10 protein-coding genes and 2 pseudogenes are annotated in these 13,671 nt (G+C 59.0%); 11 read left to right on the top strand and 1 reads right to left on the bottom strand.

Features of this window, described 5'->3' with window-relative positions; genetic code table 11:
- Window positions 1-57: 57 nt before the first annotated feature.
- From NKH13_RS34895 to NKH13_RS34920, 6 genes are all read left to right on the top strand, one after another.
- Window positions 58-1,149, top strand: a complete 1,092-nt coding sequence (locus NKH13_RS34895) for an ABC transporter ATP-binding protein (protein WP_352917390.1) — start codon at window positions 58-60, stop codon at window positions 1,147-1,149.
- Between the two features lie 20 nt (window positions 1,150-1,169).
- Complete coding sequence (locus NKH13_RS34900; RefSeq protein ID WP_352917373.1) at window positions 1,170-2,948, top strand: ABC transporter permease subunit; 1,779 nt, start codon at window positions 1,170-1,172, stop codon at window positions 2,946-2,948.
- Between the two features lie 314 nt (window positions 2,949-3,262).
- Window positions 3,263-4,201, top strand: a complete 939-nt coding sequence (locus NKH13_RS34905; protein WP_352917374.1) for a nucleoside hydrolase — start codon at window positions 3,263-3,265, stop codon at window positions 4,199-4,201.
- Window positions 4,202-4,430: 229 nt separating this feature from the next.
- Complete coding sequence (locus NKH13_RS34910) at window positions 4,431-4,559, top strand: hypothetical protein (RefSeq protein ID WP_352917376.1); 129 nt, start codon at window positions 4,431-4,433, stop codon at window positions 4,557-4,559.
- A gap of 1 nt (window position 4,560) precedes the next feature.
- On the top strand, window positions 4,561-5,235 hold the full coding sequence (locus tag NKH13_RS34915; protein WP_352917378.1) for a phytanoyl-CoA dioxygenase family protein: 675 nt from the start codon (window positions 4,561-4,563) through the stop codon (window positions 5,233-5,235).
- Window positions 5,236-5,630: 395 nt separating this feature from the next.
- Window positions 5,631-6,605, top strand: a complete 975-nt coding sequence (locus NKH13_RS34920) for an aldo/keto reductase (RefSeq protein WP_352917380.1) — start codon at window positions 5,631-5,633, stop codon at window positions 6,603-6,605.
- Window positions 6,606-7,165: 560 nt separating this feature from the next.
- Here NKH13_RS34920 and NKH13_RS34925 read toward each other — a convergent pair.
- The gene (locus NKH13_RS34925) at window positions 7,166-7,990 is read right to left on the bottom strand and encodes an IS5 family transposase (RefSeq protein ID WP_352917382.1); all 825 of its coding nucleotides are present in this window, start codon (window positions 7,988-7,990) and stop codon (window positions 7,166-7,168) included.
- A 136-nt stretch (window positions 7,991-8,126) separates the two neighbouring features.
- Here NKH13_RS34925 and NKH13_RS34930 point away from each other — a divergent pair, with 136 nt between their 5' ends.
- From NKH13_RS34930 to NKH13_RS34950, 5 genes and pseudogenes are all read left to right on the top strand, one after another.
- Complete coding sequence (locus NKH13_RS34930) at window positions 8,127-8,447, top strand: M14 family metallopeptidase (RefSeq protein WP_352917384.1); 321 nt, start codon at window positions 8,127-8,129, stop codon at window positions 8,445-8,447.
- A 61-nt stretch (window positions 8,448-8,508) separates the two neighbouring features.
- Window positions 8,509-9,180 carry a M14 family metallopeptidase gene (locus tag NKH13_RS34935; protein WP_352917386.1) on the top strand — a complete coding sequence of 224 codons (672 nt, stop codon included), beginning with the start codon at window positions 8,509-8,511 and terminating at the stop codon, window positions 9,178-9,180.
- Between the two features lie 15 nt (window positions 9,181-9,195).
- Window positions 9,196-10,392, top strand: coding sequence for an IS256 family transposase (locus tag NKH13_RS34940; RefSeq protein WP_352917388.1), 1,197 nt, complete (start codon window positions 9,196-9,198; stop codon window positions 10,390-10,392).
- Between the two features lie 601 nt (window positions 10,393-10,993).
- Window positions 10,994-12,307: pseudogene (locus tag NKH13_RS34945) on the top strand (MFS transporter); the annotation flags it as partial.
- 366 nt (window positions 12,308-12,673) lie between these two features.
- Window positions 12,674-13,313 (top strand): annotated as a pseudogene (locus tag NKH13_RS34950) (DDE-type integrase/transposase/recombinase); the annotation flags it as partial.
- Window positions 13,314-13,671: the final 358 nt, after the last annotated feature.

A 13,671-nucleotide genomic window follows, 5' to 3' on the forward strand; every position in this document is an offset into this window, starting at 1 on the left:
GGTTGAATAGCAGGGGTCCGTCAGCGGTCGGATCGTGCTGGAGGAGCAACAGTGAACATGCATGGAACCCCGCCCGTCCCGCTTTCAGAGGTTGACGCGTTGGAGAAAAGTCCCGTTCTGCCGCAGATTGAATTCCGAAGCGTCACTAAGACTTACGGGAAGATCACTGCGGTCAGAGATTTGTCATTGAAAGTTAGTCGTGGAGAGTTTCTGACCATTCTAGGTCCGAGCGGTTCGGGCAAAACTACAACCCTGATGCTGCTCGCCGGCTTTGAGGCCCCGACTGCGGGTGATATCTTTATCGCTGGGCGCTCCGTCGCCGCAGTGCCCTCCTATCGGCGCGACCAAGGCATTGTGTTCCAAAGCTATGCGCTGTTTCCGCATCTTACGGTGACACGGAACCTGGAGTTCCCGCTCGAAATGCGCGGCATAAACGCTGCTGAGAGGACAACACGGGTCCGCCGCATGCTGGAGCGTGTGCACCTTAATGATCTTGGCGGCCGCATGCCGTCGCAATTGAGCGGCGGCCAGCAGCAGCGCGTGGCGCTTGCCCGCGCGCTAATCGCAGATCCGCCCTTCCTCTTGCTCGACGAACCGCTTGGCGCGCTCGATCGCAACCTCCGCGAGCAGATGCAGATCGAGATGAACAGCCTGCACAAAGAGTTCGGCATCACTACGGTCTGTGTTACGCACGATCAGGAGGAGGCGCTCACTCTATCCGACCGCATCGTCGTTATGCGCGCTGGGCGAATCGAGCAGACCGACAGCCCGGAGGCCCTCTATGACCGGCCGGCAACATCCTTCGTGGCTAAATTTATTGGCGAGGCGAATATCCTCGAAAATCCCAACTTCAAGATTGAATCCGATGCAGCGCAGCCCTCCGGCACTGTGGCTATGATCCGGCCCGAACGTATTTGCATTGTCGCTCCTGATGCGCGGGAACGCAGCGATGCAGACCAACGCCAGTCCGTCACTGGCACCGTCGACGATATGATTTATGCCGGCCCCTTGCGGAAATACCATGTGCGCGTAGGGAGCAACGTTTTCATCGTGCGTGAACATGTCGCCGCAGGGCAGCCAATCTTCCGACCCGGCGACGGGGTGTGCCTCCACTGGCTGCGGTCCGACATTCGCTTCGTCGCGGCGTGAGGCACCAAGAGGTAGACCTGATGAAGACTTTTCAAAAATTGGGCCGAATGCCCGTCGTGCTCACTGGCCCTGCTCTCGCCGTTTTGCTGGTTGTCTTCGGAATACCGATCATCCTTCTGTTCTTGACCAGCATCAATGCGCCAGCCTTTTCGGCAACCAATTATTATGAGTTTTTCGGCCAGCCCGCGAACGTCCGCGTACTCTTCCAGACCATCGAAGTGAGCGTCGTGGCCACCGTCATCTGCCTCATCGTCGGCTACCCCACGGCCTATCTGATCGTGACCGCCTCGAAGAGCGTGCGCATAACCCTCATTGCCCTCGTCATCATCCCGTATCTCACTAGCGGGTTGGCCCGTACATACGCGTGGATTGTCATTCTCGGCGATCGCGGCGTGATCAACAATCTGTTGCTCCACCTCGGGGTGATCCACGGCCCACTGCAGCTCATCTACAACACCATGGCGGTCTATATCGGCATGGTACACATCATGCTGCCGGTGATGATCCTGCCTCTGGTTAGCGCCATGATGGGCATCGACAGGTCGCTGATGGCGGCGGCGCGCAGTATGGGCGCGCGGCCGCTCACAGCTTTTTGGCGGGTGTTCTTCCCGCTCAGCTTGCCAGGCGTGCGCGGTGGCTCGCTGCTGGTCTTCGTGTTCTGTCTGGGGTTCTACGTAACGCCAGCTGCCCTCGGCGGGTTGCGTGATGCCATGCTGTCTAACTTTATCGCGGGGCAAGTCGCAAGCTCCTTCAACATCTCACGAATCGCCACCTCAGCCTTCATCCTCCTTGCCATCGCCGTCGCCGTGCTTTCCGTGCTAGGGCTCGACCTCGCGGGTACCCAAGGACGCGCGGCGACACCAGCGCGGAAGTCTTGGGTTGTGCGGCTACCCATATTTGGCATGCTGAAACGCCATTTTAATGAGTCTACCAGTCCCTATCGGGCGAAGCTTTGGACGACCCAGCTCTACCAGGCAGGAGATGACAGCCGTATGTCGAATATCGTCGGCACGGTGTTCGTATTGCTCGTCATGGTCTACCTTCATGCTCCTGGTCTCATCGTCATTGTCATGTCGTTTAGTGCCGGGACTTTTCTGGAATTCCCGCCCTCGGGCCTTTCGCTGCAATGGTACCGCACCTTCTTCGGCGATCCGTCCTGGAATGGCGCCGCTTGGACCAGCATCCAGATCGGCGTAGCGGTGGCTATTGTGTCGACTATCGTCGGAACGCTCGCGGCCTATGGCCTCAACCGCACCCATCCTAAGCTACGCAGCTTCCTGACAATGACGATTCTGACTCCGGTCACCATCCCCGTCATCGTCGTCGGCATCGCGACTTATCTCGGGCTGGTCAATCTCGGACTGATAGGTTCGAAAACTGGCGTCATCTTGGCCCAAAGCCTCGGTGCCATTGGCATTGTCGTGGTGATCGTATCGGCGACGCTGGCGAATTTTGACCGAACGCTTGAGAAGGCAGCTAAAAGCATGCGTGCCGGACCCCTGCAGACCTTCATGAGGGTGACACTGCCGCTGATTCGGCCTGGCATAGTGGGAGGTGCCGTGTTCGCGTTCCTCCAGTCCTTCGACGAATTCGTCATAACATCGTTGATTAGCGGGTATTCGATCCGTACCCTCCCACTCAAAATGTACGAGAACATACGCAACCAGATCGATCCCACGATCGCCGCGGTGTCGTCCCTACTAATGCTTGTGCCCGTGCTTTGGCTCATTGTCCTCTATCTCACGTGGTGGCGGTCCCGGCCGAGAAATCACCAATCGCTCCCGGAACTTGCGACCTGAGCTGCAGGCCTACGGAGGTTGTCGGACGAAGGCTTCGTTCAGTTGGCGATTGATAAGCCTATTTCGTGACCTGAGAGACTGCCATGTCGGTAACGGGCACGATTTCCGGGATCTAGAGCTCATGTTGAGCGGTTTCTTGATCACCGTTCCGAACACTGAAGCATCGATTCGGTCGCCGATCGGAGCGCCGGTGCTTGCTTTTGCCGTGTAACAAAAAAGGCTTGATACCAACTGACCTTGAAAGCGCCTGCTAGATACTTTCTTGTAAGAATACCAGGACCGCGGCTGCGGATAATGATAAGGACCAACAACGTATGACGAGCCTTAGTTACGCTGAACGCCTACGGATGTTGGCCCCCCCCTCAGGCCGGGTACGGTGCGTTCTTGATACCGACACCTACAATGAAATCGATGATCAGTTTGCCATCGTGCAGATGTTGCTGTCGTCTGATCGTCTGGATCTGCAGGCGATCTATGCGGCACCGTTTTTTCTTGCACCGTTTTTTCCCGGCGACGACCGCTCGGAAAGCCCCGGCCATGGTATGGAGTTGAGCCATGAAGAAATCTTCCGGGTCTTGGACCGTCTGCAAGTTCGGCCTGAGGGGTTGGTATTCAAAGGAGTATCGGACTACGTTGGTCCGCAGAAGGCGGTTCGTGAAGCACCAGCCGTCGATGACTTGATCAAGCGGGCGCGAGCAAGTTCGCCGGAAGATCCGCTTTACGTTGTGGCAATCGCAGCGATCAGCAACGTCGCGTCTGCCCTTATCAAGGCGCCAGACATCAGCGATAAAATCGTCGTAGTGTGGCTGGCCGGCAATGCCTTAGAATGGCCAAACGCCAACGAATTTAATTTGTGCCAAGATCTAGGCGGATCTCAAGTCCTCCTTGATAGCGGTGTTCCGCTGGTGCTTCTTCCTTGCCTAGGCGTTGTCTCTCATCTTACGACAACCGTCCCGGAGATCGAGCGCCATGTCGAGCCTTACGGCGATATTGGCCAGTTCCTCGCCCACAGTTTCAAGGAGTTGTCCGACGATCACGTCGGCTGGTCTAAGCAACTATGGGACATGGCGCCTGTTGCTTGGCTGCTCAATTCCGATTGGTGCGAAACCGTCGTAACCCATACGCCGGTGCTCACCGATCAGTCGACATGGAGCGTTGACCGAACGCGGCATCTCATGCGATACGTTTACCGGATCCATCGCGATCCGATTCTTAAAGATTTCTTCTCAAAGCTGAAAGAGAAATACAGCTAGCGAACGGCGCCGCACGTCGCGGCCGACCCGCGCCTAGTGCCTGCTCGCGCAGCCCTGGCGAGCGCGTTGCGAATCTTCATCTCGTTATGAGCAGACACCGATCTGCAAACAGAATTGGACGCCCAACGACCATGGGCTGTTTACTGCCGATCGGCGTAGTAGTGGGCTAAGGTGTAGTCTCTGACGCAAGCTGGGAACGTTGATTGTATTGGCAGGGAAGGAAAACGCAATGAGAAATGAAGTAACCGAGGATCAGGTTCGAGAATACCAGGATCGAGGGTTCGTCGTGCACATCCCAGGCCTTTTGTCGCCGGCCGAGGTGGCCGAACTCAAAGCTGCCGTCCTCGGAGGCAGTTGAGATGATGGCTGGCCGCAAGATCGCCCCAGGTGGTATTGATCGGCTCGATGGCGACGACCGCTACTATGACAAAGTCTTTACGCAGCGGATCAACGTCTCTCGAATTAATCAGACGATCCACCGCTACATCCGAGGCCCCGAGATCGGCAACATGGCCAGCGCCCTTGCCCGTCAGCCCGCGATGCGCATCTATCTCGACCAAGCGTTGATCAAGGAGCCCTACGGCAACCCGACCGCGTGGCACTTGGACAATCCCTACTGGTCATTCTATTCGCGCGCCGCGATTTCGATCTGGATCGCGCTAGAGGATGCGACGCCCCTCAATGGTTGCCTGTCATTCGTGCCGGGAAGCCAAAGGCTCGCCAGTTACGACAACATCGACATCGGGAAAGACCTTGCGGGATTCTTCAAGATTTACCCTGGGATGGCAGAGACGAACCCTGTTGCGGTGCCAATGGCCGCGGGCGATTGCAGCTTTCACAACGGCCTTACGGCGCATGGCGCCGGGGCCAACATGACCCGCCGCCGCCGGATCGCGATGACGGCGGCCTTCATGCCCGATGGCAGCACCTTTAAGGGGAAACAGAACATCCTGCCCACGGCTTACTTCGAAAGCCTGAACGTCGGCGACAGGCTCTGCGACGACACGATCAACCCGATCGTCGGGAGAGCCTAGCTGGTCGGTCGCAGCCTGAAAAGCTGGGCGATCCGGACGGCGATATTGGCCAGTTCCTCGCCCAGAGTTTTAAGGAATTGTCCGACGATCACGTCGGCTAGTCTAAGCTTTGGGACATGGCGCCTGTTGCTTGCCTGCTCAATTTCGATTGGTGCGAAACCGTCGTAACCCATACGCCGGTGCTTACCGATCAGTCGACATGGAGCGTTGACCGAACCCGCCATCCCATGCGTTACGTGTACCGGATACATCGCGATCCAATTCTGAAGGATTTTTTCTCAAAGCTGAAAGAAAAGCACAGCTAGTGGAGGTTTCCCGACGGGTGGTGTCCCTGTTTCAACACCGCATCTCGCGGGCATCCGGGCTAGAGAAACTCGAGCAGAAGGATTTAAGCCATGGAGTATACGCGACTAGGAAAGGCCGGTCTCGAGATTAGCCGAATCTGTTTCGGGACCATGTCGTTCGGCAACAAGACCGAGGTGCGCCCTTGGGTGCTTGGCATCGAAGATGCGCGGCCGCTGTTCCGGGCGGCCTGGGAAGGCGGCATTAACTTCTTCGACACAGCTAACGTCTACGCGGAGGGCACGTCCGAGGAGATTACGGGCCTTCTGCTGAAGGAACTGGCGCCGCGCGACGAGATCGTTCTGGCGACCAAAGTATTCCACCGTATGCGACGTGGCCCGAATGGAGCGGGATTGTCACGCAAGGCGATCCTTTCGGAGATCGATTGCAGCCTTAAGCGCCTGGGCACCGAGTACATAGACATCTATCAGGTCCACCGCTATGACCCGGCAACGCCGGCCGAAGAGACCATGGAGGCGCTTCACGACGTGGTGAAGGCAGGCAAAGCGCGTTATATAGGCGCCTCATCGATGTATGCTTGGCAATTCCTCAAGTATCAACACACCGCCGAGGCAAATGGGTGGACCCAGTTCGTCTCGATGCAGAATCAGATGAGCCTGATTTATCGCGAGGAAGAGCGTGAAATGCTGCCGCTTTGCAGGGCAGATGAGCTCGGAGTCATCCCGTGGTCGCCGCTCGGGAGTGGGAAACTGACACGGCCTTGGGGCACCAAAACTGATCGTTCAACTACGGACATGTTTCACAAGACAATGTACGAACGCGACGAGGCGAACGACAAGGAGATTGTCGCCGCAGTGGAGCAGGTGTCTAAGGTGCGGAGTGTGTCTATGGCGGAAGTCGCGATGGCGTGGGTCCTGCAGAAGGATGGCATCACCGCGCCGATCGTCGGTGTGTCGAAGCTCTCGCACGTGAAGGCGGCCATCAAGGCGATCGACCTCAAGCTGGTCGACGATGAGATCGCCGCCATCGAAAGTCCCTACCGTCCGCGCACCGTCTCCGGGTTCTGAGCGACACGGGACAACGGCAGCAGATGTCTATGTGCCAGGGCATCTCGCGGAGTTCAATGCCCGTTCGGCAAGGAACCGCGCAATCCGAGGGATGATACACGGTGACTACGCCCCTAACAATGTCGTGGTGGATCCTGACAGCGATACTTTTGTTAAGTCCAGCCTTTACTTTGGTGACGCCGTCCACACTGCGGTGATATTCGACCCGGCGAATGCGAACAGAACCCGTGGCAGGATGCTTTTGAGTTTGTAACTGGGTACGAGCAAAGCCGGCCCATAAACGCGTCAGAACTTCCACTTTTGCCCGTCGCAGCACTCGCTAGGCTCACCATGCTCGCCTTAATCAGGTACTGGAAGGCAGAGGGGCGCACCAGACCAGCGCGAGGAGCTACTCGCTGGTGCCGAATATTACTGGGCGAACCTGGAGCGGGCTATGGCCGTACCGCTGGATGACTTCATCGCGCGGTTTCGATATCGCGCGGGCTAATCTGATACGTGAGAGAAGCGGCCGAAAGCGGGTGCAGTCCCTAAGTGTCTGAATCGGAATGACCGCCATGTTATCAGGTCCTTGCGAGGCGTCGGGTGAGCATGCGGATGTTTGCGATGAAGACCCAGGCCTGTGCGGATTCGATGGATCGCTCGAAGTCCTTGGCCAGCCTTCGGCATCTGCCCAGCCATGCGAAGGTCCGCTCGACGCCCCATCGGCGCGGCAGGACTTCGAAGCCTTTGGCGCTGTCCGACCGCTTGACGATCTCCATGGTGAACTTGCCGATCTTTTGCAGGGCGCCCTGCAGTTTCGGCCCTGCATAGCCACCATCGGCAAAGACATGGCGCAGCCACGGCCAGCGCTCGAGTATGGATTTCAGGACGGCCGGCGCGCCGTCGCGGTCCTGGATGTCGGCGGCGTGAACGACGACGCCGACCAGCAGGCCCAGCGTGTCGACGACGATGTGCCGCTTGCGGCCCTTGACCTTCTTGCCGGCGTCGAAGCCACGAACTCCGCCGCTTTCGGTGGTCTTCACCGACTGGCTGTCGATGACGCCGGCGGACGGGCTTGCCTCCCGGCCTTCCCGTTCGCGCGCCGCCATGACGAGTTCATTGTTGATGGCGCGCAGCAATCCTTCGTCCCGCCAGCGCCAGAAGTACTTCTGCACCGTCGAGAACGGTGGGAAATCCTTCGGCAGGAGCCGCCATGCCCCGCCCGACGAAGCCATGTAAAGCAGCGCGTTCACGACCTCTCGCAAGTCCGTCTTCCGCGGCCGGCCGATCCGGTTCGGCGCCGGCATCAGCGGCTCGATCAGCGCCCACTCCGCGTCCGTCAGGTCGCTTGCGTAGCGCGGGCAGCGCCGTTCATAGTGAGGGCGAGTGGTTTCAGTCCAGGGCATCATGATCTCCGTCGAATCTCAGCAATCCGACAGAATCACACCCGCTGAAATCACTCACTTCTTTTTGGAGCGGACACTAAGTCTCGGTCGACTAGGCTTGACCGCAAAGAATCATTATACCAATCAAGGTTGAACAATGAAGCAAGAGCCACATCTAACCTTTGATCCAGATTCGCTTGGGGTGAGCACAGGCCATCTTTTTATCCCAAGAGGCTCCGACTATGAAGCTCTTTTGCTTCCAGTCTTCAGCCTGAATAAAGGCGAGGGGCGGCGTCTTCTTATCACGGGCGGAAATCACGGCGACGAACTGGAAGGGCCGCTTGTTGCGAGACGGGTTATTGATTGGCTGCCGGAGGAGCAAACCCGCGGAAGGATAACTATCGTACCCGACCTCAACCCGCTGGCTGTGCAAGCTTGGACCCGCAATACTCCAGTGGATGGAAAGACCCTCAATTGAGAATTTCCAGGTCGTGCCGATGGGTCGGTTAGTGAACGTATAGCGGATGCGATTACGCGCCTTGCCCATTGCCGACACCATACTTGATCTGCATAGCTTCGGACCAAAATGGGATGGTCCACCGTCGGTTATTCTACATCCGATTGCCGATGCTAACCTCATGGCTAAGGCGGTGCGTGTGGCGGAGGGTTTCAAATTGCCGGTGACATTGGTCTGGGAGCACACCGAGACGGCTGGCATGTTCGACACCGTCGCCCACAATCAGGGCAAAGTACTCGTTTGCTCCGAATTTGGCGGAGGCACCGTTGGCGCCCATGCTCTCGCTATCTACGAAGCGGGGGTACGCAACGCCCTTATCGCTTTCGGGCTCGTTGACGGAAATGCGGAGCCTCCAACCTTCCTCAATCAAAAATTGAGCCGGACATTTGAAACGCTAATATCCGACGAATTGCGATCGCCTACACGCGGCATCTTCGAACCCCGTTGCTCGATTATGGAGGAAGTGAAAAAGGGCGACATCATAGGTGTCCTGCGTTCCAAGGAGTCGCTATCGGAGGGCACAATCGAGATTTACGCGCCCACCTCGTCTGGGTCGTGTCCCCGTAAGTGGTGTAGCTCGGCGGTAGCAAAAGCTGCTCGCGAGCGCGCCGTCGATGGCGCTGTAGGGAGCGAGCGGCTTTGCGGTGGTCATCGGCGCTTTCCGGTAGGGTCTGGTTGCGACACCAACCTTTGACCGGAAGGACTACCGATGACCGACGACATGATGAACCTGCGCGCGCTCGTGGAGAAGACACCCGACGCCGATCTGTTGCGTGAGATGATCGGCTTTGCCGCCGAGCGTCTGATGGAGATGGAGGTGGGCGCCGCGACGGGTGCTGCCTATGGCGAGAAGAGCCCACTTCGGACGGCCCAGCGCAACGGCTACCGCGACCGGGACTGGGAGACTCGCGCCGGCACGGTCGAGCTGCGCATCCCGAAGCTGAGGAAGGGCTCCTACTTCCCGGGCTTCCTCGAACCGAGACGCATGGCCGAGAAGGCGCTGACCGCGGTGATCCAGGAAGCCTATATCCAGGGCATCTCGACACGCTCGGTCGACGACCTGGTCAAGGCGATGGGCATGAGCGGCATCTCCAAGAGCCAGGTCTCTCGGCTGTGCGAGGAGATCGACGGCAAGGTGAAGGCCTTCCTCGACCGGCCAATCGAAGGCGACTGGCCATACCTGTGGATTGCGACCTACCTGAAGGTGCGCCGTGGCGGCCGCATCGTCTGCGTCGCCGTCATCATCGCCGTCGGCGTCAACGCGGACGGCCGGCGCGAGGTGCTTGGCATGGAGATCGGCACCTCGGAGGCCGAGCCGATCTGGACGGAGTTCCTGCGCAAGCTGACCCGTCGCGGCCTGCGCGGCGTCAAGCTCGTCGTCTCCGACGCGCACGAAGGCCTCAAGGCGGCCGTTACCAAGGTGCTCAGCGCGACATGGCAGAGGTGCCGCGTCCACTTCATGAGGAACGTGCTGGCCCATGCCGGCAAGAGCGGCCGCAGGGTCGTCTCAGCCTTCATCGGCACCGCTTTCGCCCAGGAGACGCCCGAGGCCGCGTCCGTACAATGGCGCACCGTCGCCGACCAGATCCGGCCGAAGGTGCCGAAATTGGCGACAATCATGGACGACGCCGAGCCCGACGTGCTGGCCTACATGACCTTCCCGAAGGAACATCGCGCCAAGCTCCACTCGACGAATCCGATCGAGCGCCTCAACGGCGAGATCAAGCGGCGCACCGAGGTCGTCGGAATCTTCCCGAACGACGATGCGATCGTGCGCCTCGTCGGCGCCCTGCTGCTCGAACAGAACGATGAATGGGCCGTCCAGCGCGCAAGATACATGACACTGGAAACGATGTCGCAAATGAGCGATGATCCTCTGATCAGCTTGCCAGCCGTGGCGCGCTGATCAGCCCGGCCAATGCCGGAGAGCACGGCGACCAAAGCCGTCAGCTACACCACTCCCAGGGACACGATCTCGTCTGTCGTCTACGGCATACGGTCTGGAGGGTATGTCGAAATTGATCAAGGGTTGGCGATTCTAGCGAGGCCATTGGCAAGTTGAGAGGCTATTGGGACTGATCTTATCGGAGAGTGGTGTATTTAATTTGGCACAGCAGTCCTAGCTTGTGCGAGCGTGCCCAAGCGGTACAACACCTTCGTTCCAACAGGTTTGAATTAGGAACTAGCCGGCTAAATGACCGGCCAGTTCCAAAGAACGCAATTTCGCTCTGTAGCTGGGTGAGTGAGTGAAAGATTTGCTTTGGCGACCTCGCTCGTGGGATCGGCTGTTGCAGGCTCCAAAATGGGTTGTTTGTTGCTTTTTTGCTTTGGCCCGATCCTCACAAGCCCAGGAAGAATGGGCTTCGAAGGCGTTCGGCTCCTTCAGGAACGCAACAGCAGCCAAATGACCGCTAAGTTCCATAAGCTATATGCGATATGTTAATCATCACGCGGCGTTTCAATCACGTGAGTGGCGCGCAATCAGGCAGTGGCCGGCAAGCATTACAAGCCCGTGGTTGATCCTTGGCCTGGGGTTCTTGGCGGGCTGCGGATTTGCGCTGAACGATCCAGCCTGGCACGCATCAGTCGGCGACATTCTCGAGAAGCGCGATATTCCGGCAGCGGTCTCGTGCGCAGCATAGGTCCGGCTCTCGGTGGCCTTATCCTTGCTTTCCTCGGACCACTTGCAGCGTTCATCTTGGCGGCACTGAGCGATTTGGTCCCGCTCACCGCTGTTGCCCGATCAAAATGGTATGTTCGCCCTTCTCCGCTGCCGCGTGAGCGCATCACCACGGCGATCCATGACGGCTTGCGCTTCACAGCGATATCCTCCGAGATCCGAACGGCCATTCTCCGCGGAACATTTTTCGGGCTGGCGAGCATATCCATCCTCGCCCTGCTCCCCCTCATCGTACGAGATCGCCTGGCAAGTGGGCCTATCGTATACGGCACGCTGTTGGCCGCGTTTGGCATTGGCGCTTTTTCCGCTGGCCTTGGCAGCAGCTATTTGAGGCGGCTGATGTCTCGGGATCAACTGCTCGCTGCGGGTCCACCGCTTGCGCCGTCTGCTGCCTCACGCTGGCTCTGACATCGTCGTTGCCCTTTGCGGCCGCCGTATTGGCAATTGGGGTGCGGGCTGGCTCCTCACCTGGACCGGGATTGACGTTGCGATACAGTTGTCGAGCCCGCGATGGGTCGTTGGCCGCACGCTTTCCATCTACTATGCCTTGTCTTACGCCGGTATGGCAGCAGGCAGCTGGATCTGGGGCTCTGTTGCCCAGAATTACTCCCTGACCGTGGCCTTTGAATGCGCCGCTACGGTGCTGTTGCTTGTTGCTGCCACTGCATTCGTCCTGCCGATCGAGGTTTGGAAAGAATCGGAACAGGGCTCGCCAGAGTTCGTCGCACCGTCGCTCGCTCTGGACCTGAAACCAAGAAGCGGGCCGATCGTCGTCAAGGCGGACTACTTGATAGCCGAGCACAATCTCGATCCCTTCCTGGACTGCATGCGCGAACGGCGGCGCGTTCAGAGCCGAGCCGGTGCGCGGAACTGGTCACTTCAGCGAAGCTTGCACACACCCTCTCTTTGGACCGAAACGTTTTGGAGGCCGACGTGGATGGACTATCTTCGCCTGAACCATCAGCTGACCGCAGGAGACAAAGAAATCGGGGTGCGGCTCGCCGCTCTGCATGATGGCGACATGCCTCCTCAGCCGGCGCTGTCAATAGAGCGAGGCACCGGTGCGGCTCGCAGCCGCCGCCAACCAATAACACGCATTTCGCGGCCCTTAGGATGGACCGATGATGAGATCAGCAGTTGATACACAGCAGCGTTCGCATCTGGCTTCCTTAGCCAGGAATGTTGTCGTAGTGTCTGCGATCAACTCCCATCACGGCTGGCCTGAATAAGCTCCTGACCTGCGAACGGTATTACCCCTTGCCGCGCAGGGCCACCCGGCTGCCGGCGGTCGCGTACCGACTAGATGTGAGGTTTCAATAGGTTGTTCATTCAGTCCTGAGCGAGGAAGCTAAAGTTGCTGAAGCTTTAGCGATTCTCGGAGGACCGAATGAACATCCATAAGAATGCCCGACTGACGCCACATGGTCGAGAGCGAATTGCGATTGAGGTGCTGGGCGGGCAGACGCCGCAGGCCGCCTAACGAGCCGCAGGCGTATGCCCGCATACGGTTCGCAAGTGGGTTGCACGATATCAAGCCGAGGGCGTGGCCGGTCTTCAGGATCGCAGCTCGCGACCACGGCGCCTGCATCGTCCAACGTCGCCGCAGGTCGTCGCTCGCATCGAGGCCCTGCGCCGGGAGCGCAGGCCCGGCAAGCATATCGCCAAGAGGTTGGCGTCTCGCCCGCAACGGTCAGTCGAGTTCTCAAGCGCCTCGGCCTGAACAAGCTCAAGGCCCTGGATCCACTGCCGCCAGTATGCCGCTACGAACGTGACCATCCCGGCGAGCTGATCCACATCGATATCAAGAAGCTCGGCCGCTTCGAGCGGTTGGTCATCGCATCACTGGCGATCGCACAGGGCAGAGCACCTGGCGCAGTTCCAAGCGTGGCGGGACGGGCTGGGAGTTCGTCCATGTCTGCATCGACGATGCATCCCGTGTCGCCTTCAGCCAAATCAAACCTGACGAGAAGGCGCCAAGTGCGATAGCCTTCCTCAAGGCAGCGATCGCCTATTGCAAGAGCCTCGGCGTAACCGTGACCCGTGTCATGACCGACAACGGTGGCTGCTATATATCGAAAGCCTTCGCCAAGGCCTGCAAGCGGTTGCGCCTCAAGCACATCCGCACAAAGCCCTACACGCCCAAGACCACTGATGTGATCGACAAGAGCCTTTTTGATAAATCTGCGCTATTCTCCTGTCGCGCACGGACGACCGCGTGGCGAAGAGCAGGGTCCGAGGTGAGAGCCCTGCCGCGCAGCTTCTATCGTCGCACCTCGTTTGCGGCATCCGTGCGCGCCTTTCTCGGGCCTCGCGGGTTCCAACCGGCGACGAAGCGTGCATAGGCGCTCTCGGCCTGCTCCACCCACCGGCGCTCTTCTTCCCGGTGGCTCTTGATGTTGTAGGCGTGGGCGGCCCCCCATTGTGCCGCCCCCCCCCTGGGGCCCGCCGGGAGGTGGCAAAAGCCCCCCATAGTTGGATGGCGTGCGGGGGGGGGCCCCCCCGCAC

Origin of the sequence: Mesorhizobium sp. M1348, from assembly GCF_040317925.1 — a bacterium.
In the GTDB taxonomy this organism is placed as follows: domain Bacteria; phylum Pseudomonadota; class Alphaproteobacteria; order Rhizobiales; family Rhizobiaceae; genus Mesorhizobium.

Bases quoted from the DNA above. Each gene is read 5' to 3' on its own strand.
- NKH13_RS34895 (WP_352917390.1), top strand. From the start codon at position 58: ATGCATGGAACCCCGCCCGTCCCGCTTTCAGAGGTTGACGCGTTGGAG.
- NKH13_RS34900 (WP_352917373.1), top strand. From the start codon at position 1,170: ATGAAGACTTTTCAAAAATTGGGCCGAATGCCCGTCGTGCTCACTGGC.
- NKH13_RS34905 (WP_352917374.1), top strand. From the start codon at position 3,263: ATGACGAGCCTTAGTTACGCTGAACGCCTACGGATGTTGGCCCCCCCC.
- NKH13_RS34910 (WP_352917376.1), top strand. From the start codon at position 4,431: ATGAGAAATGAAGTAACCGAGGATCAGGTTCGAGAATACCAGGATCGA.
- NKH13_RS34915 (WP_352917378.1), top strand. From the start codon at position 4,561: ATGATGGCTGGCCGCAAGATCGCCCCAGGTGGTATTGATCGGCTCGAT.
- NKH13_RS34920 (WP_352917380.1), top strand. From the start codon at position 5,631: ATGGAGTATACGCGACTAGGAAAGGCCGGTCTCGAGATTAGCCGAATC.
- NKH13_RS34925 (WP_352917382.1), bottom strand. From the start codon at position 7,990: ATGCCCTGGACTGAAACCACTCGCCCTCACTATGAACGGCGCTGCCCG.
- NKH13_RS34930 (WP_352917384.1), top strand. From the start codon at position 8,127: ATGAAGCAAGAGCCACATCTAACCTTTGATCCAGATTCGCTTGGGGTG.
- NKH13_RS34940 (WP_352917388.1), top strand. From the start codon at position 9,196: ATGACCGACGACATGATGAACCTGCGCGCGCTCGTGGAGAAGACACCC.